Genomic DNA, 17,560 nt, shown 5'->3' on the forward strand with positions numbered 1-17,560 from the left:
ATAAGATAAAGTAGTGAAAAGGAGGTGTCGAAATGTTATCCAAAGAAAAATTAGCCCGCATTAATGAGCTAGCCAAAAAGAAAAAAGTGCAAGGTCTATCTGCTGATGAAACGATCGAACAGCAAAAGCTTCGCGAAGAATATTTACAAGCTTTTCGTGGAGGAATGCGACACCACATTGAAGGAATGAAAATCGTCGATCCTGAAGGACAAGATGTCACTCCAGACAAATTAAAAGAAATTCAAAAGAAAAAAGGATTGCATGGCAGATAAAGATGAATTCCTTTTCATTCCTATTGAAATCCTGAAAGAAATCCCGTATAATATGAGATGTAATAAAGGTAAAAAAAACCTAAATTAGGAGGAATTACCATTGTTTGATAAAATCGATCAATTAGGTGTCAACACCCTTCGTACATTGAGTATCGAAGCCGTACAAAAAGCAAATTCAGGTCATCCCGGTCTGCCAATGGGGGCAGCGCCAATGGCGTATGCCTTGTGGACCAAGCATTTGAAAGTTAATCCGACCACTTCTAGAAACTGGATCGACCGCGACCGGTTCGTCTTGTCTGCTGGACATGGTTCTGCTTTGCTTTACAGCTTACTGCATGTTTCAGGGTATCAAGTAACCACGGAAGACTTGAAAAATTTCCGTCAGTGGGGCAGCCGCACACCAGGACACCCAGAAGTTGGGCATACGGATGGTGTGGAAGCAACGACTGGTCCATTAGGACAAGGAATCGCAATGGCCGTCGGGATGGCGATGGCGGAAAAACATCTAGCGGCGACATACAACCGGGATGAATACAATGTAATCGACCACTATACGTATGCATTATGTGGCGACGGCGACTTGATGGAAGGTGTGTCTCAAGAGGCAGCTTCAATGGCTGGTCATATGAAGCTGGACAAATTGATCGTTTTATATGATTCCAATGATATCTCATTAGATGGCCCTACTTCAAAAGCATTCACAGAAAACGTTGGTGCCCGTTTTGAAGCTTACGGTTGGCAACATTTGTTGGTCAAAGACGGCAATGACTTAGAGGCAATCTCACAAGCCATTGAAGCAGCTAAAGCTGAAACAGAGAAACCAACATTGATCGAAATCAAAACAGTCATCGGTTACGGTGCCCCAAATCAAGGAACCTCTGCTGTCCATGGTGCTCCATTAGGTGCGGAAGGTATTTCAGCCGCTAAAGCAATCTATGGCTGGGAGTATCCTGAATTCACCGTGCCAGAAGAAGTAGCGGCTCGTTTCAAAGAAACGATGATCGATGAAGGCCAAAAAGCCGAAGCGGAGTGGAACGAGAAATTCGCTGCTTACAAAGCGGCTTATCCAGAATTAGCTGCACAGTTCGAACAAGCAGTGGCTAGCGAACTACCAGCAGATTGGGATGCAGAACTGCCAACTTATGAAGTAGGCAGCTCACAAGCGAGTCGTGTTTCCAGTAAAGAAATGATCCAAGCCCTTTCAAAAGCTATCCCAAGCCTATGGGGAGGATCGGCCGATCTATCCGGATCCAATAATACGATGGTCGCAGCGGAAAAAGATTTTGAACCTGGTCAATATGAAGGCCGCAACATTTGGTTCGGTGTGCGGGAGTTTGCGATGGCCGCAGCCATGAACGGGATCCAACTTCATGGCGGTACACGCGTGTATGGCGGGACATTCTTCGTCTTTGTTGATTACTTGCGTCCAGCAGTTCGCTTGTCGGCTCTCCAACATGCGCCAGTCATCTATGTTCTGACCCATGATTCTGTGGCTGTTGGTGAAGACGGACCGACCCACGAACCAATTGAACAATTGGCGAGTGTACGCTGCATGCCAAACGTGCAAGTGATCCGACCAGCAGATGGCAACGAAACTCGGGCAGCTTGGAAGATCGCCTTGCAAACGACGAATAAACCAACGGTCTTAGTGTTGAGCCGTCAAAACCTGCCAGTGTTAGCAGGGACGCTAAGTGGTGTCGAAGAAAACGTGGCTAAAGGTGGCTATGTCCTTTCAAAACAAACCGGTGAGACACCAGAAGGCATCTTGATCGCTACTGGTTCAGAAGTGAATCTAGCGGTAGAAGCGCAAGCCAAACTAGCAGAAGCTGGGGTGGATGTGTCTGTCGTATCACTGCCAAGCTTTGATTTGTTTGAAGCACAGTCAGAAGAGTACAAGGAGAGTGTCTTGCCGAAAGCCGTGAAAAAACGGGTTGCCATCGAAGCAGCTTCCCCATTTGGTTGGGATCGTTACCTAGGCTGCAAAGGCAAAGTCATCGCCATTGATCATTTTGGCGCTTCTGCTCCAGGAAACAAAGTATTGGAAGAGTTCGGCTTTACAGTCGAAAATGTGGTTGCCACTTTCCAATCGATCAAATAAGCGTAAGAAACAAGCGAAATCGCAGCTGATTTCGCTTGTTTTTTTTAAAGTCTTTTCGTTTTTAGGTAGAACAAGATGTTTTTGCGAAAAGACTTTTAAAAAACTATTGAGTTGCTTAAGTTGCACAGAAAAAATTTTTTCCGTATAATGTCTATATTGTTGAATAGTATTGGGACGATGGAGGAAAAGAATGAAAAATTATCAAACCCGCAGTGAAAGACATATCCGCCAACAAAAAGCAGTGATGCCACGACCAAGTAAACGAGCAGTGGTTTCTTTTATTGGGGCTGGATTAGCATTGTCACCAGCGGTGGTCACGCTACTTCCGGAACAGGTCCAAGCAAGTGAATATCAGGCCACTAGTCAAGGAATCGCTAGTTTTATCGAACAGATTGGTTGGTCAGCACAAGACGTTGCGGCCAATAATGATCTTTATGCATCGGTGATGATCGCGCAAGCCATTTTGGAAAGTGGCTATGGCTCATCTACATTATCCAATGCGCCTTACTACAATCTTTTTGGGGTCAAAGGATCATATAACGGGCAATCTGTCTATTTGCCTACAGATGAGTATATCAATGGACAATGGGTCGTAATGAATGAACCATTCCGCCAATATAATTCCTACTGGGAGTCTTTTCAAGATCACGCCAACGTTTTAAGAAGTACAAGCTTCACTTCAGGTAAAGCACATTATAGTGGGGTCTGGAAAAGTCAAACGACTTCTTTTTACGATGCGACCAGCTATCTGACAGGACGCTATGCTACTGATCCAGGTTACGCACAAAAATTAAACTGGCTGATTGAAACGTATCAACTAACTCGTTTTGATACACCAAGTACTGGTGCCACAACGACTTCTGTAACGACAACGACAACGCAATCCACATCGACGACAACAACGACAAAAAGTACGGGACAAAGTTATGTCGTAGCATCTGGCGACAGTCTTTGGGATATTGCTTCACGTTTTGGAACAACGGTGGATCAAATCATGGCTGCCAATGGATTAAGCAGTGACTTGATCGTCGTAGGACAGGAATTGATCGTTTGATTTTCGCTATTTATTAGCTAAACGCCAAATGAAATTTCACAAAAACTTTTGTTTTTGTTCTCTTTTAGTAACTAAAAGAAGCAAAGCAAAAGTTTTTTTCTTTGTGAAAAAAACATAAATGTTTGGAAAACGCTAACTTTTTGTTCGCAAGTCTGCCGTTTTTTGGGTAGAATAGGAATATGAACTGGAGGGATTGCAAATGACAAAGATTTATCAATCTGTTACCGAGCTAGTTGGGCATACACCCATCGTCAAATTAAACAAGGTGGTGGGAGAGGATTCCGCTGATGTCTACGTTAAACTTGAGTTTTATAATCCAGGGAGCAGCGTGAAGGACCGGATCGCTTTGGCCATGATCGAAAAAGCCGAAAAAGACGGCTCTTTGAAAGCAGGCAATACGATCGTGGAACCAACTTCCGGTAATACTGGGATCGGCTTGGCGATGATCGGTGCAGCGAAAGGGTACCGAGTGGTCATCGTGATGCCTGAGACCATGAGTATCGAACGGCGCAAGCTGATGCAAGCCTATGGGGCTGAATTGATTTTGACACCAGGCTCAGAAGGAATCACAGGTTCAATCAATAAAGCCAAAGAATTGGCTGAACAAGAGGGCTATTTTATGCCGCTGCAATTTGAAAATCCGGCAAATCCCGAGATTCACGAGAAAACAACTGGGAAAGAAATAGAGAATGCCTTTGAATCAAAAGGATTAGATGCCTTTGTCGCTGGTATCGGTACAGGCGGCACGATCACTGGTGCGGGTCGAGAATTAAAACGAGTGTATCCAGACTTAAAAATCTATGGCGTTGAACCGGCAGAATCGGCTATCTTAGAAGGCGGACAACCTGGTCCTCACAAAATCCAAGGAATTGGAACCGGCTTTGTACCTAAAGTTCTTGATACAGAGATCTTTGATCAAGCAATTGCCGTATCAAGTGAAGATGCGATGGCAACAGCGAGAGAAGTCGGCCGTAAAGAGGGCTTGCTCGTAGGTATTTCTTCTGGAGCAGCGATCCATGCAGCACTCAAAGTTGCCAAAGAACTGGGAAAAGGCAAAAAAGTCTTAGCGATCGTCCCGGACAATGGAGAACGTTATCTATCGACTGCTTTATATCAAGTGGAAGAATAACAAGGAAAGCGGGCATTGGCAGAATGCCTGCTTTTTCTCCCCTTTTCTTAAGGACTGTGGAATTTTTCGTGTTTGTTTTGTGGTTGATTAAGAATTTTTAGAGAAAGCTGTTTGAATTTTTACCATCTACATAGTATGATATTACAGATAAGAGAATTGGAGGAACTCCTGTGAACACGATATATGATGAGGCAATCAAACAATTAAAACAAGAAAATATCCGTATCACTCCACAAAGGGTTGCGATACTTGAGTTTTTGGCTAGCCACGCATCACATCCTACCGCAGAAGAAATTTACCGAGCGATCGAAGTCCACTTTCCCGGTATTAGTGTAGCGACAGTCTACAATAATCTGCGACTGTTTACGGAGATCGGTTTTGTGAAAGAAATGAACTACGGCGATGCATCCAGTCGCTTTGACTTTACGACAGAGCCGCATTATCATGCAATTTGTCAACGTTGCGGCAAGATTTCTGATTTTTACTATCCTGGATTGGAAGATGTCGAAATGGCCGCTTCCCAACTGACCGGATATAAAATCCAAAGCCATCGCTTAGAAGTATATGGATTGTGTCCAGAGTGTAAAGGAGAAGAGGAATGAAAATTATTTCAACGGATAAAGCACCGCAAGCAATTGGTCCTTATGTACAAGCACGGATTGCTAATGGCTTCTTGTTTGCTTCCGGACAAGTGCCGTTAGATCCTGTTACAGGAGAAGTTGTGGGAGCAACTATCGAAGTTCAGACACAGCAAGTTCTCAAAAATATCGAGGCAATTTTAACTGCCGCCGGTATTACACCAGATGAAATCGTCAAAACAACATGTTTCTTAAAAAACATGGATGATTTTGTTCCATTCAATAATACATACAGCACACTTTTTCATGAACATTTGCCTGCACGTTCAGCAGTTGAAGTGGCCCGTTTACCAAAGGATGTATTGGTGGAAGTAGAGATCATTGCTGTGGTGGCACAATAAAGGAGTCAATGGGACGGTCGTATATATGCGCAGTCCCATTTTTGTTGAGAATGGATTTTATTCTTGATGATGCCAAAATAAAATTGAAAATGGTTTTTATGTAACGATGGGAAAAGAGGACAATAAGATGATTTCTTTACAAGAATATTTAGCCCAGGGGCAAACAACTGTCTCCAATCTGCTTTTGGAAAACTATCATAGCCTTGGTTTAACCAATGATGAATTTGTATTATGGCTTCAGTTGTATCGTTACCACGAACAAGGCAATGATTTTCCAGATTTAGCGATGATTGCTAAGGGGATGGGAAGTGAGCAAAAAGAAATCTATAAATGGTTGAATGAGCTATTGAATAAACAGATCATCGCCATCGAATCCAAGAAAGATTCAGCAGGGAAGATGGTGGATTACTATGAGTTTTCTGGAATCTATGAACGACTGGAAGTTTGTTTGCGGCAAAAAAATCAGCAGGAGGAAAAGCAGAGCTATGATTCAAAAGTACGTTCGCTTTATCAAATGTTTGAGTCCGAATTTGGCCGTCCGCTTTCAGCAATCGAATACCAGCGAATATCACAATGGCTGGAAGAAGATAAATACCAGCCGGATTTGATTCAATTTGCGTTACGTGAGGCGGTTTTGAATCAAGCCTACAGTTTGAATTATATTGATCGCATTTTACTTTCTTGGGAACGAAAAAATATTACCTCGAAAGAACAAGTAGAAGAAGAACAAAAACGCCGTAAAAAACAGTTTATGCAGAAAGAAAATTTGGAACAAACGAATGGACCGGTTCCTAAGATTCCTATGCATAATTGGTTAGAAGGGGAATAAAGGAGAGTTGTCATGATCAGTAAAGCAAAAACTATGATCGCATTGGAACAAATGTACCAAATGTTCCCCGACGCTCACGGAGAACTGATTTCCAAAAATCCGTTTGAACTGTTGATTGCTGTGATTTTAAGTGCTCAGGCTACGGATGTGTCAGTCAATAAAGTGACCCCCACACTATTTGCTGCCTATCCGACACCTGAGGCCTTGGCAGCAGCCCCTGTTGAGGAAATCATTGAGAAAATACGGACGATCGGTCTTTATCGCAACAAAGCAAAAAATATCAAGGCTTGTGCGTCCCAGCTTATCGAACGATTCAATGGCCAAGTACCTAGAACCCGCGAGGAATTAGTGTCATTACCGGGGGTCGGAAGAAAAACAGCCAACGTTGTTTTAGGCGATGCGTTTGGTATTCCGGCAATCGCTGTGGATACCCACGTCGAACGAGTAACCAAGCGCTTACGGATTTGCCGATTAGATGCGAATGTCTTAGAAGTAGAACAAACATTGATGAAAAAAGTGCCAGAAGATCTTTGGGTCAAAACACATCACACACTGATTTTCTTTGGACGATACCATTGCACAGCTAGAGCGCCAAAATGTGAAGTTTGCCCATTATTGACAATGTGCCAAGAAGGACAACTGCGGATGCGCGCAAAAAAAGTTCAGCCACCTCAATGAGAGGCGGCTGAACATTTTTTTATTCAGGATTTGTTTCATTTGTCCCTGGAGTAGTCGACGAAGATGATGGCGTCGAGCTTGACTCTGAAGAAGACGATGGTGTGCTTTCACTTTCTGACGGTGGCGGTGTAGATTGTGAGCTTTCAGAAGAAGATTCAACTGGTGGAATCGATTCTTCCGTTGAACTGCTAGATTCAACGATTTCAGAACTGCTTTCTGGTGTTGATTCAGGAAGCGAAGAAGAGCTGATCGTTGATCTTGTGCTAGAACTTGGTTGCTGGTAAGTCCCTTTGATGTAAAGCTCATTGCCGATCCGGGTCAAGTCTGCGGGCATTTTCCAGTCGCGGTTCTCAACAGAGGCTGAGACAAATTGCATCAATTCCCGATAAACATCTGAGGCAACATGAGTACTGCTGTCTGTGATCGGCGTCATTTTATCATTATATCCTGTCCAAACAGCTAAAGAAAAGGATGGGGTATAACCTGCAAACGTGATATCCGGGTAAGCACCGTTTGACGTATCCAATTGAGCCAATTGATTGTCATCATAATTGGAAGTCCCGGTTTTCCCAGCTTGGTAAAGTCCATCGATTTGGGCATTGGTTCCTGTTCCGACAGAAATCACGTCTTTCAGAATATCGGTGACCATATAGGCTGTCGTATCATCCATCGCTTTTTGACCTTCCACTTTGAAGGAGTCTTCATCAACTGTTCCATCTTGCGAAACGATCTTATTGACATATTGCGGTTCGTAATAGGTTCCGCCATTTGAAAAGGCAGCATAAGCAGCAGCCATTTTCAAGCTAGAGATCCCATACTTGGTGCCATCGATTTCTGACGTGTTGCTGGAAATTGCATTGGACTGTTCAATGTTTTTGTATTCAATACCTAGGCCTTTCAAGAAGGAAGAAATATTGTCAGCACCTACTTCTTCAAAAAGCTTTGCTGCTGGAACATTTCTCGATTGAGCCAGTGCTGTCCGCAAAGTGATATTTCCCATATATTGTCGATCCCAGTTGTAGATTGGTGTGTTCGTCCCCACATAATTATAGGGTTCGTCCAAAATCATGCGGCCTGTTGAATTTTGTAAAAATTGGAAGGCTGGACCATAGTCTGTCAGTGGTTTAACGGTTGAGCCAAAGTCACGAGTGACGTTGACTGCTAAATTATTACCTAAGACAACATCGTCTTCCACATGACGAGCACCGATTTGCGCGACAACTTTACCACTATTAACATCTACCAGAGTAGCGGCTACTTGCATTTTATCATCTGGGAAATTGATGTATTCGTCACTATTAACGATGTCATACAATCTTTTTTGGGTATTGACATCAAGATTCGTATAGATGTCCAATCCATCCGTATAGACATCTTTGCCGGTTTTTGCTTTTACTTCATCAATCACTTCTTTAAAGTAATTGTCATAATATTTCCATTCGTTATTTCGTTGCGGATTTTTTTGCAATCCTTCTGAAATATCTTCGGCTTTGGCTGCTTCATATTCGTCTTTAGTGATTTTTTCATTCTCATACATGGTTAACAGAACAAGATCTCGTCGTTGTTTAGCTTTGTCTGGGTGAGCATATGGATCATAAGCAGAAGGGGCGTTTGGTAATCCAGCGATTAATGCTGTTTGAGCCAAATCTAGTTGATCCAATGTCTTGTTATAGAACTTCATGGCAGCTGTCTGCATCCCATAGACGCCGTTAGACATGTACACTTTATTGATATAGTAGGTCAAGATTTCTTGTTTGGATTTTGTTTGTTCCAGTCTGACGGCCATCCAAGCTTCTTGCGCTTTTCTTCGCAACGTCTGATCTTCTGCACTGGTAGAGAAGAAGGATAATTTGATCAATTGCTGTGTTAGGGTGCTCCCACCTTGCATGCCACCAGTCGTCACGTTCGACAATGCCGATCCAATGATACGGATAGGGTCTACTCCAATATGTTGATAGAAACGACGATCCTCTACAGATACAATCGCATCTTCCAATTGCTGCGGAATTTCATTCGCAGTGATTTTTTCACGGGTCTCGCTACCAAAATCGAGGATCAGATCTCCATTGGAGGCGTAGAACCTGGAAGAAGCAGCAGAATCGAGCTGTTTCTCATCTAATGGTGGTGCATCTTTAGCGTACCACCAAAAAAGTCCCATCCCTGATAAGAGACCGAGACATCCTAAAAAGAAGAGCCCCATAAAGGTACGAAGTAAAATACTGCCAATCGTTCGTTTTCCTTTCGGCTTTTTTTGTTTGGGGCCTTTATATGCAGCCGCCGCTTTCTTAGAATCATGTCGAGAAGCTCTCGATTGCGATTCTTTCGCCATACTAATCATTCTCCTTCATTGACAAAAATTGATCTACTGCTTTTAAATAGGGAATACGCGGAGCGATTCCTGGGATGATCTCAATGCCGTTTTTCTCTATATAGGCAAGAGGCAGCGATTTTTTACCTGTTGTTTTTTGTTGATGCCACTCTGTGATCAAGTTGCTGCTCGTCAAAAAAAAGCAGCGTTGCAAGCTTGAGAACCATAACAAGACAAAGCAGACTCCTTGCTGCGTCAGACAGTTTTCCATATGCTGAATCTGATGCTCATGAAAATTTTTGAAGGGGAAAGAAGTTTTATTCTGTGTCTCTTTGGCTTCAAAATCCAAGTAATATCCGCGATAAACACCATTATAGTCCGTGGTAGAGGCTTCTCGGAAGTAAGCTTCTTTAATCACAGCTGCACTGCGGCGGGGATAATCCACCTTAACGATCTGAACAGGTGTAGGTTTTTTATGAATGACTGCTGCTTGACGATTCAAATAATAGGCATTGCTTTGATTGATTGCTTCTTCAAAACGCATTCCGCGGTTCGCGAAAGTTTTTGGCCGAGCTATTTTTTCTTGCAATTTTTGTTTTTTACCGCCATCATAAGCAGAAGACTGACCGTTAGGGTATCGAATGACCATGTTATTCACACTCCTAGGCATCATTATACCAAAAAGACGTTTGGAAAGAAAAGAGATGACTGCTTAAACAATGAAAACCTTATATTTTACTGGCTACCGCAGCTTTGAACTTGGTGTATTTCAAGAAAAAGATCCCAAAATCAAAATTATTAAGAAAGTAATAAAAATGTCTTTGCTTTCTTACATTGAACAAGGACTGGAATGGGTGCTGATCAGTGGCAATCTAGGAGCAGAAATGTGGTGTGCAGAAGTGGTGGAGCTTTTGCAAAAAGACTATCCAGAAATCAAACTAGGGATCATTTATCCGTTTCAAGGATTTGGTGAAAACTGGAATGAAGCGAACCAGCAAATGTTGCAACGAGTGCAAATGAGCGCTGATTATGTGAATGCCACTAGCCATCAACCCTACAAAGAACCAAGCCAATTAAGAAATCATACCCAGTTTCTATTGGAACACACAGATGGTGCGTTGCTGCTTTATGATGAAGAATTCCCTGGAAAAACCAGCTTTTTTTTGAAAGATGCGAAGAAATATCGGGAGGATCATCCTTACGAGATCGATCAAATTACAATGGATGATCTGCAAAACGCAACATTTGATAGTAATTTACTTTGATTTCTGAGAGTTTTTTGATAGAATGGTCTAGAAAGTGAAAATCATTTGGAAAAATCAATGAGGTGTAAATAATGGCAAATCTAATTTTTAGTCCCAAGGATATTCTTCAACAAGAATTTAAAACAAAAATGCGCGGCTATGATCCAGTGGAAGTCGATGAATTTTTAGACAATATCATCAAAGACTACGAGAGCTACAACAAAGAGATTTTAGCATTGCAAGAAGAAAACGATCGTTTGAATGCAAAAATCGATCAACTTTCTAAGAACCAAGCGATTGCATCACGGGTCCAACAAGAAGCGCCAAAAAGTCAAACAGTGACAAATTTTGATATTTTGAAACGTTTGTCTAATTTGGAAAAAGAAGTTTTTGGCAAAAAATTGGATCAAGAAGAACCAGTTACACGTTCCTCTTCATATAACAGCAACTACACAAATGCTGATTTTGAAGACGATAACGAAAAAACACGTCAATTCTAATCAATTTGATTGCTGTGGTTTTCGGGTAATTGCGGCATAACTTTGATTATGCTGAGGAAAGTCCATGCTCGCACAAGCTGAGATGCTTGTAGTGATCGTGCCTAGCGAAACAATAAGCTAGGGTACTTGAAAGAGTAACGGCAGGAAAAATGGCTAAGGCGCGAGCTATGCCAAAGTATCCTTGAAAGTGCCACAGTGACGAAGCAAGACGGGAAACCGTCTTGGTGGAACGCGGTAAACCCCTCGAGCGAGCAACCCAAACAATGGTAGGGGCGCTTTTTGCACGGAAATGAACGGAGCAAAAAGGCAAGTAATTGCAGATAGATAATTACCCAACGTTTTCTTCTCCCTGAGGAAGACGTGGACAGAACATGGCTTATAGAAAATCACAGCAGATCAGGGAATCCTTCCAGCAACGGAAGGTTTTTTTATATCAAGAAGGAGAAATCTATGACAGAAAAAGTATTTGATTGTGTCGCAACCGCTGCTAGTGGGTTAGAAGCGCTAGTTGGTAAGGAGTTGCGAGATTTAGGCATTGAATGCCAAGTAGAAAATGGACGGGCTCGTTTCAAAGGAACGTTGGAGACCATTGCAACCGCCAATCTCTGGTTACGCACAGCTGACCGCATTAAGATTGTGGTGGGGGAATTTGATGTATACACCTTTGATGAATTATTTGAGCAAGTCAAAGCATTACCTTGGGAAGACTTTCTGCCGCTAGACGCAGAGTTTCCTGTGGCAGGTAAATCGATCAAATCGAAGTTATTCAGTGTGCCTGATTGTCAGGCAATCACAAAAAAAGCGATCGTTAATCGATTACGGGAAGTTTATCATCGCCCTGCAAGTGTTCCTTTAACTGAAAGTGGTGCTTTCTTTCAGTTGGAAGTTGCTTTGTTGAAAGATCATGCCATGATCACACTCGATACGACAGGACCGAGTTTGTTCAAACGTGGCTATCGACTAGAAAAAGGGGGCGCACCCTTAAAAGAAAATATGGCTGCAGCATTAGTCATGTTGACCAACTGGCGCAAAGACCGACCGTTTGTTGATCCTGTATGCGGTTCCGGTACACTGTGCATCGAAGCAGCACTGATCGGACATAATATTGCCCCTGGATTCAATCGCTCCTTTGTCTGTGAGACATGGGATTGGGTTCCAGCTGAAGTATTTGAGACTGTAAGAGCTCAGGCAGACGAAGCAGCCGATTACGATAGCCAACTGGACATTATGGGCTCAGATATCAATGGACGGATGATCGAAATCGCCAAAGCAAACGCGGAAGAGATTGGTCTAGGTGATTCCATCATCTTCAAACAACAAGCAGTCAAAGATTTTAAAACAGACAAAGAATACGGCGTGATCGTTGCCAACCCACCATATGGGGAACGTTTAGGAGAAGAAGAGACGGTACAGCGCTTGTACCGTGAAATGGGCGAAGTCTTTCGGCCATTAAAAACTTGGAGCAAATACATTTTGACCAGTGACCTTACATTTGAGACCCACTATGGTGAAAAAGCAACCAAGAAACGCAAACTATATAATGGTGCGTTGCGTACGGATTTCTTCCAGTATTGGGGCAGTCGCCCACCGCGTAAAAAGGAGACGGTTGAATGAAAGAACAAGAATTTCTAAAAGAATTAAAAGAGCTCGATTTGCTGTCACAAGCAATGGGAATCCTTGGTTGGGATACTCAGACGGGAATGCCTGAAAAGGCCAGCGAATATCGCAGTGAAGTTGACAGCTACTTGTATGGCTTGTATTTCGAAAAGAAAGTCGGACCAACGATCCAAGAAGCCATTACTTATTTTGGTCAGCACCCTGATGAATTATCTGAAGTTGGTCAAGCAGCTTATCAGCTGGTGAAAGAAGAATATGAGCTCCAAAAAAATGTTCCTAATGAATTAGCGATCGCAGCTTCTGCTGCTACTTCTAGAGCTCATACTGCTTGGACGCAAGCCCGCAAAGCGAAAGATTTCTCTTTATTCAAGGAAGCATTAGCTGAGAATATCCGTTTGACAAAAGAGCTGATCCCTTATTGGAAAAAAGAGGAACGGACAAATTATGATGTTCTTTTGAATCAGTATGAACCGAACATGACCGTTGAAATCTTGGATAATGTGTTTTCACAAGTTCGTGATGGAATCATGGATATTCGTCGCCAGTTAGAAAAAGGTACTCCACCAGATACAACGATCTTATCTCGTAAAATGACAGAGGCGCAACAGCGGAAATTCATCTCGAAAGTCATTACAGACTTAGGGTATGATTTTTCTCGCGGACGGTTGGACAATACGGTGCATCCTTTTGCGACCGGCATTAACCACAATGATGTTCGCTTGACGACTCGTTGGAATGAAGAAGATTTTTCGATGGGAATATTCGGCGTGATTCATGAAGCAGGCCACGGCATGTATGAACAAAACATTGATGAAAAATTTGAAGGAACGCCGGTCCACGAAGGAGCATCCATGGGAATCCATGAATCGCAATCCTTATTCAATGAGATCATTATCGGTAGCAATCGTAATTTTTGGGAGAAACAATACCCTTATTTTCAAGAGTGTGCAGAAGGAACTTTCGATGATGTTTCCTTTGAGACTTTCTACAATGCATTAAAATTTACCCAAGCAAGTTTGATTCGGATCGAAGCAGATAGCCTGACGTATGTTTTGCATATCATTATCCGTTACGAGATTGAGAAGATGATTTTCAATGAAGAAGTGAATGTGGAAGATCTGCCAACTATTTGGAATGATAAATATGAAGAATACTTAGGCGTACGTCCGCAAAATGATTTAGAAGGTATCTTGCAAGACGTTCATTGGTCAGGGTCAAGTTTTGGCTATTTCCCATCATACGCTTTAGGATACATGTATGCGGCACAGCTTTTTCATGCAATGGAAAAAGAGATCGATGTCGATGCTGTATTGGCTTCTGATGATTATTCAGAGATCCGCCAATGGTTGACCACGCACATTCATCAATACGGGGCTTCTAAAAAACCAAATCAATTGATTCTGGATGCGACAGGAGAACTGTTAAATCCGCAATATTTATTGGATTATCTGCGGAAGGTTTATTTTTCTGTTTATCAAATCCGCTAATGAGCAAGCCTTTCGTTCACTCGAAAGGCTTCTTCTCATCTTTAAAAAAACCGCACGGGAAACTAGTTAGCTAGACGATAGTCTTCATTGACTTTGGGTTCTGATACTTTGATGGAATCGGACGATTGAATCAGAATGCTAGCAATAGAAACAAGATAAAAAAGACAGGAGTTTCAAAAAATGGCTGATATAGCACCAATTTATGAATATGCCAAATTGATTTTGGGAACTGATCACACAGGGCATGGCTTTGATCATGTCAAGAGAGTAGCCGCAATGGCTAAACAGATCATTGCCGAAGATCAACTGCAAGTAGATGATTACGTTGTGGAAGCAGCGGCATTTTTGCACGATACCATTGATGATAAGGTGGTGAAAGATGTGGTGAAAGCCAAAGAAGAAGTGCAGCAATGCCTTCTCGCTGCTGGAGCCACAGCAGAACAAATCAGTCATATATTTACAATCATTGAGAATCTCTCTTTCTCAAAAGAGTTATTGGCAGGGGCACAAGTCTCCTCTTTAGAAGGACAAATCGTGAAAGATGCGGATCGCTTAGATGCATTGGGCGCAATTGGTATTTTGCGTACTAGTTACTTTGGCGGTGCACATCAGCATCCGATCCATGAATCAGAGCGAGCGCCGAAAACGTTCACAAACCACGCTGACTACCGAAAAGGGACCACCGTGATCAATCATTTCTATGAAAAGTTGTTTTTATTGCCTGAAAAAATGCACACGCACTTTGGCAAACAAGAAGCGCTGCGGCGTAAAGACTTTATGACAACCTTTTTAACTGAATTTTATAGAGAATGGGATGTTTAGTAATTTTTAATCTTCGGTTCGATTCCTTTGTGTTTCCTCTGTATTTATCTATAATTATAAATAAGGGGAGGGATGGATATGTATTACAAACAAGCGCTGAAACCGAATGAATTATTACCTGCACTTTCTGATTCTGGGGAATGTTTTTTTATCATTCGAGCAGCATTACCCATCCGGAATTATCAAGTTGCCATTTACCGGTACGATGATGAGTATTTTTTATTGCAAGATGAACGTTTATTTAATCAGATCTCTAGTATTTCCAGGGAACGGCAAGGAGATGAAGAACAGATTCTGCCATTCATCGAAGAAGCATTAGAAGACAATCACTATTTTCTAGTGGAAAAAGAGTTTATCCGCTTGGATTTATTGACGCTACAAAAAATGACAACCATTCAATCGTTTGAAATATTGTTTTACGAATTCTTTGATTTTTGAGGTGATGGGTGATGAAAAAAACGGAATACCTAACCATTGAGGATGCAGCACTCGCTGATTTATTTCTTGATCTGGGTGATAAGTACAGCAACCTCGAATTGATTGACGAAGAAAAAGATTTGGATGTGGTCGTTTTGTCAAATAGCGACTGGCAATATCTTTTGGAACAACTGGATGATGAAGTCAAGGAGCAATTTCTTGCACAGGCCGAGACTGATTTTCTAGACGAGGAGTAAGAATAGAGGGGCAAATGCCCAATGAATGTATGTAGGTTAAAGAAAAACAGAAGAACACAAAACAAAAAAATATCCGAACGATAGTCGATGAAGAATGCGATGCGCTTAACTTAAGTCCGCATGCATGTAAGTACGCTTGATCATTCAGCTATCGTTCGGATAATTGTTTTGTTTGACGGATTCATTTGTTTTTCAGAGCGCCTGTCAGTCAACATTTGAATAAAGTGAAACTGTATCTTTTTCATTTGGATTGGAGACGTACTTTTTTGATTTTAGCATAACCCCGAAAAATATTGCGGATCACTAACAAGAGACCGATCAGCAACGGAATAGCTAATAAGTAGAGGGAATAGCCATGGACCTGCTCTACCGCAGCAGCATTGGTTTTATTTACTTCTGTCAGCGCCTGTTGGATCACTTGGAAACTGAATACACTCATAAATCCAGCAATGATAAAGAGTACAAACCCTAAATAAGGAATATGAGAAGAACGGCGAAAAAGCGCAAAGCTGATATAGAGCAATAAAAGAAAAAATGGCACACCAAAAGCAAAATAAGGATTCAACATGTTTTTTAACCTCCTTTTATTTATCATACTCCAAAATTTACGTTTTGGGAATTACAGTGTAAGATTAAAAGGAAATAGATTTTTAGGAGGATGTTATGTCAGCTTATCTTATGCCAATCAAGGTTGCATTACTGTTATTTCCATTCTTGGCACTTGCAATCTCGTCGATATTTTTTGTGCGCCAATACCGTAAATTTGGCCGATTTATTTTTTCACGAGCAATTGTACTTTATTCATTTGTTTTTTATCTGCTTTGTGCCTATTTCTTGGTCATTTTGCCGTTGCCGAGTATTGAAGAAGTCGCTCAAATGACCGGTCCCAAAATGGAGTGGCAGTTAGGTGCTTCCTGGCAGCATTTTTTGCAGCAAACGGTGTTACAAATCAATGATCCCACTACGTATCTTCCGGCTTTGAAGCAAAACGTAGTCTTAGAGCCATTATTCAATCTTTTTTTGACACTGCCTTTTGGTGTCTATATGCGCTACTACTTTAAATTGTCTTTTCCGAAGACGATTGTGGCAACCTTTGGCTTATCACTGTTCTTTGAATTGACTCAGTTAACTGGATTATACTTTATTTATCCGCGCCCTTATCGGTTGTTTGACGTCAATGATTTATTTGTCAATACCCTTGGCGGGACCATTGGCTTTTTGGTGACGCCATTGTTCACCTTCCTGTTGCCTACCCGTGAAGAGATGGATGCCGAATCTTATGCCAAAGATAATCGAGTGACGTTTACCCGCCGATTTGTTGCTTGGCTGATCGATTGGGGAATATTGAATTTATTCGCTTGGATGCTTATGATTCTGTTAAGAGTGACTGTGAATAAAGAAATCGATGACTTTACGAATGATTATTGGTATTTTTTACTAGAAGTAGCTCTTTACTTTATTCTTTTGAATTATATTCTCAATGGACAAACGCTAGGAAAAAAACTTGTTCGCATTCGAGTCATGGAGGAAAATCATTCCCGTGTCAGTTTCAGAGCAATTTTTAAGCGTTATGGATTGCTCTATCTGATCTATGTTAGTGCGACGCGCATCAATGTGTTGTTTACGCCTTTTATTCAATCTACTAATCAAATGCTCGTCCTAGTGAGTTTGTTGGTTGTGTTGATTTTTGGTTTGATCCAACTTGGATTTTATTGCAACATCCTTTGGGCAGCATTCAAAAAACAACCGCGATTCTTTTACGAAAAAAGAACGGCTACTTATGTAGTAAGCACGATCCAGCGAAACAAGGTTAGGAATTGAGCTGGAAATATGCTATAATCCAAAAGATGTCAATAGAAAGAAGGTGTT

The 17,560-nt window shown here is 41.8% G+C and carries 19 protein-coding genes and 1 other RNA gene; 17 read left to right on the forward strand and 3 right to left on the reverse strand.

The window, feature by feature from the left end; all coding sequences use genetic code 11:
• Positions 1 to 32 precede the first annotated feature (32 nt).
• The 8 genes from IGJ45_RS08170 (at position 33) to nth (ending at position 7,039) form a co-directional block, all read left to right on the forward strand.
• Positions 33 to 272: a DUF896 family protein gene (locus IGJ45_RS08170; protein WP_003126651.1), complete on the forward strand. Its 240-nt coding sequence runs from the start codon at positions 33 to 35 to the stop codon at positions 270 to 272.
• Between the two features lie 100 nt (positions 273 to 372).
• Complete coding sequence (tkt, locus tag IGJ45_RS08175) at positions 373 to 2,370, forward strand: transketolase (protein WP_409531429.1); 1,998 nt, start codon at positions 373 to 375, stop codon at positions 2,368 to 2,370.
• 190 nt (positions 2,371 to 2,560) lie between these two features.
• Entirely contained in the window at positions 2,561 to 3,424 is an 864-nt protein-coding gene (locus IGJ45_RS08180; RefSeq protein ID WP_409531428.1) for a glucosaminidase domain-containing protein, read from the forward strand.
• A gap of 199 nt (positions 3,425 to 3,623) precedes the next feature.
• Entirely contained in the window at positions 3,624 to 4,553 is a 930-nt protein-coding gene (gene cysK / locus IGJ45_RS08185; protein ID WP_003126647.1) for a cysteine synthase A, read from the forward strand.
• A 170-nt stretch (positions 4,554 to 4,723) separates the two neighbouring features.
• On the forward strand, positions 4,724 to 5,155 hold the full coding sequence (locus tag IGJ45_RS08190) for a Fur family transcriptional regulator (protein WP_060814318.1): 432 nt from the start codon (positions 4,724 to 4,726) through the stop codon (positions 5,153 to 5,155).
• The gene (locus IGJ45_RS08195) at positions 5,152 to 5,532 is read left to right on the forward strand and encodes a RidA family protein (protein WP_003126645.1); all 381 of its coding nucleotides are present in this window, start codon (positions 5,152 to 5,154) and stop codon (positions 5,530 to 5,532) included. The genes IGJ45_RS08190 and IGJ45_RS08195 overlap by 4 nt, the downstream gene beginning before the upstream one ends.
• 127 nt (positions 5,533 to 5,659) lie before the next feature.
• The gene (locus IGJ45_RS08200) at positions 5,660 to 6,361 is read left to right on the forward strand and encodes a DnaD domain protein (RefSeq protein WP_003126644.1); all 702 of its coding nucleotides are present in this window, start codon (positions 5,660 to 5,662) and stop codon (positions 6,359 to 6,361) included.
• Positions 6,362 to 6,373: 12 nt separating this feature from the next.
• Positions 6,374 to 7,039, forward strand: coding sequence for an endonuclease III (gene nth, locus IGJ45_RS08205; protein WP_003126643.1), 666 nt, complete (start codon positions 6,374 to 6,376; stop codon positions 7,037 to 7,039).
• Positions 7,040 to 7,058: 19 nt separating this feature from the next.
• Here nth and IGJ45_RS08210 read toward each other — a convergent pair whose 3' ends face one another.
• Positions 7,059 to 9,368 (reverse strand): PBP1A family penicillin-binding protein, encoded by a 2,310-nt coding sequence (locus IGJ45_RS08210; protein WP_029486830.1) that lies wholly within the window; start codon positions 9,366 to 9,368, stop codon positions 7,059 to 7,061.
• A 1-nt stretch (position 9,369) separates the two neighbouring features.
• The gene (gene recU, locus IGJ45_RS08215; protein WP_005473207.1) at positions 9,370 to 9,996 is read right to left on the reverse strand and encodes a Holliday junction resolvase RecU; all 627 of its coding nucleotides are present in this window, start codon (positions 9,994 to 9,996) and stop codon (positions 9,370 to 9,372) included.
• 70 nt (positions 9,997 to 10,066) lie between these two features.
• Between recU and IGJ45_RS08220 the strand changes: the two genes are divergently transcribed.
• The 8 genes from IGJ45_RS08220 to IGJ45_RS08255 all read left to right on the forward strand — a co-directional run bounded on the left by IGJ45_RS08220 (position 10,067) and on the right by IGJ45_RS08255 (position 15,691).
• Complete coding sequence (locus tag IGJ45_RS08220) at positions 10,067 to 10,612, forward strand: DUF1273 domain-containing protein (RefSeq protein WP_060814316.1); 546 nt, start codon at positions 10,067 to 10,069, stop codon at positions 10,610 to 10,612.
• A 71-nt stretch (positions 10,613 to 10,683) separates the two neighbouring features.
• Positions 10,684 to 11,091, forward strand: a complete 408-nt coding sequence (gpsB, locus tag IGJ45_RS08225) for a cell division regulator GpsB (protein WP_029486829.1) — start codon at positions 10,684 to 10,686, stop codon at positions 11,089 to 11,091.
• A 17-nt stretch (positions 11,092 to 11,108) separates the two neighbouring features.
• Positions 11,109 to 11,475: RNase P RNA component class B (gene rnpB, locus IGJ45_RS08230), an RNA gene on the forward strand.
• Between the two features lie 66 nt (positions 11,476 to 11,541).
• Positions 11,542 to 12,705 carry a THUMP domain-containing class I SAM-dependent RNA methyltransferase gene (locus tag IGJ45_RS08235; RefSeq protein ID WP_257602301.1) on the forward strand — a complete coding sequence of 388 codons (1,164 nt, stop codon included), beginning with the start codon at positions 11,542 to 11,544 and terminating at the stop codon, positions 12,703 to 12,705.
• Positions 12,702 to 14,195 (forward strand): carboxypeptidase M32, encoded by a 1,494-nt coding sequence (locus IGJ45_RS08240; protein ID WP_103300887.1) that lies wholly within the window; start codon positions 12,702 to 12,704, stop codon positions 14,193 to 14,195. The genes IGJ45_RS08235 and IGJ45_RS08240 overlap by 4 nt, the downstream gene beginning before the upstream one ends.
• A gap of 180 nt (positions 14,196 to 14,375) precedes the next feature.
• Positions 14,376 to 15,017 (forward strand): HD domain-containing protein, encoded by a 642-nt coding sequence (locus IGJ45_RS08245; protein WP_029486827.1) that lies wholly within the window; start codon positions 14,376 to 14,378, stop codon positions 15,015 to 15,017.
• Positions 15,018 to 15,089: 72 nt separating this feature from the next.
• Positions 15,090 to 15,455, forward strand: a complete 366-nt coding sequence (locus tag IGJ45_RS08250) for a hypothetical protein (protein WP_050801524.1) — start codon at positions 15,090 to 15,092, stop codon at positions 15,453 to 15,455.
• Positions 15,456 to 15,466: 11 nt separating this feature from the next.
• Positions 15,467 to 15,691 carry a hypothetical protein gene (locus IGJ45_RS08255; protein ID WP_060814313.1) on the forward strand — a complete coding sequence of 75 codons (225 nt, stop codon included), beginning with the start codon at positions 15,467 to 15,469 and terminating at the stop codon, positions 15,689 to 15,691.
• 241 nt (positions 15,692 to 15,932) lie between these two features.
• Here the strand turns inward: IGJ45_RS08255 and IGJ45_RS08260 are convergent, their stop codons facing one another.
• The gene (locus IGJ45_RS08260; RefSeq protein ID WP_144335718.1) at positions 15,933 to 16,259 is read right to left on the reverse strand and encodes a hypothetical protein; all 327 of its coding nucleotides are present in this window, start codon (positions 16,257 to 16,259) and stop codon (positions 15,933 to 15,935) included.
• Positions 16,260 to 16,354: 95 nt separating this feature from the next.
• Between IGJ45_RS08260 and IGJ45_RS08265 the strand changes: the two genes are divergently transcribed.
• The gene (locus IGJ45_RS08265; RefSeq protein WP_257602304.1) at positions 16,355 to 17,512 is read left to right on the forward strand and encodes a VanZ family protein; all 1,158 of its coding nucleotides are present in this window, start codon (positions 16,355 to 16,357) and stop codon (positions 17,510 to 17,512) included.
• Positions 17,513 to 17,560: the final 48 nt, after the last annotated feature.

The sequence above is a fragment of the Enterococcus sp. DIV0574 genome, from assembly GCF_051711125.1.
Classification (GTDB): domain Bacteria; phylum Bacillota; class Bacilli; order Lactobacillales; family Enterococcaceae; genus Enterococcus_D; species Enterococcus_D gallinarum.

Bases quoted from the DNA above. Each gene is read 5' to 3' on its own strand.
- IGJ45_RS08170 (WP_003126651.1), top strand. From the start codon at position 33: ATGTTATCCAAAGAAAAATTAGCCCGCATTAATGAGCTAGCCAAAAAG.
- IGJ45_RS08180 (WP_409531428.1), top strand. From the start codon at position 2,561: ATGAAAAATTATCAAACCCGCAGTGAAAGACATATCCGCCAACAAAAA.
- cysK (WP_003126647.1), top strand. From the start codon at position 3,624: ATGACAAAGATTTATCAATCTGTTACCGAGCTAGTTGGGCATACACCC.
- IGJ45_RS08195 (WP_003126645.1), top strand. From the start codon at position 5,152: ATGAAAATTATTTCAACGGATAAAGCACCGCAAGCAATTGGTCCTTAT.
- IGJ45_RS08200 (WP_003126644.1), top strand. From the start codon at position 5,660: ATGATTTCTTTACAAGAATATTTAGCCCAGGGGCAAACAACTGTCTCC.
- nth (WP_003126643.1), top strand. From the start codon at position 6,374: ATGATCAGTAAAGCAAAAACTATGATCGCATTGGAACAAATGTACCAA.
- IGJ45_RS08210 (WP_029486830.1), bottom strand. From the start codon at position 9,368: ATGGCGAAAGAATCGCAATCGAGAGCTTCTCGACATGATTCTAAGAAA.
- recU (WP_005473207.1), bottom strand. From the start codon at position 9,996: ATGGTCATTCGATACCCTAACGGTCAGTCTTCTGCTTATGATGGCGGT.
- IGJ45_RS08220 (WP_060814316.1), top strand. From the start codon at position 10,067: ATGAAAACCTTATATTTTACTGGCTACCGCAGCTTTGAACTTGGTGTA.
- gpsB (WP_029486829.1), top strand. From the start codon at position 10,684: ATGGCAAATCTAATTTTTAGTCCCAAGGATATTCTTCAACAAGAATTT.
- IGJ45_RS08235 (WP_257602301.1), top strand. From the start codon at position 11,542: ATGACAGAAAAAGTATTTGATTGTGTCGCAACCGCTGCTAGTGGGTTA.
- IGJ45_RS08240 (WP_103300887.1), top strand. From the start codon at position 12,702: ATGAAAGAACAAGAATTTCTAAAAGAATTAAAAGAGCTCGATTTGCTG.
- IGJ45_RS08245 (WP_029486827.1), top strand. From the start codon at position 14,376: ATGGCTGATATAGCACCAATTTATGAATATGCCAAATTGATTTTGGGA.
- IGJ45_RS08250 (WP_050801524.1), top strand. From the start codon at position 15,090: ATGGATATGTATTACAAACAAGCGCTGAAACCGAATGAATTATTACCT.
- IGJ45_RS08255 (WP_060814313.1), top strand. From the start codon at position 15,467: ATGAAAAAAACGGAATACCTAACCATTGAGGATGCAGCACTCGCTGAT.
- IGJ45_RS08260 (WP_144335718.1), bottom strand. From the start codon at position 16,259: ATGTTGAATCCTTATTTTGCTTTTGGTGTGCCATTTTTTCTTTTATTG.
- IGJ45_RS08265 (WP_257602304.1), top strand. From the start codon at position 16,355: ATGTCAGCTTATCTTATGCCAATCAAGGTTGCATTACTGTTATTTCCA.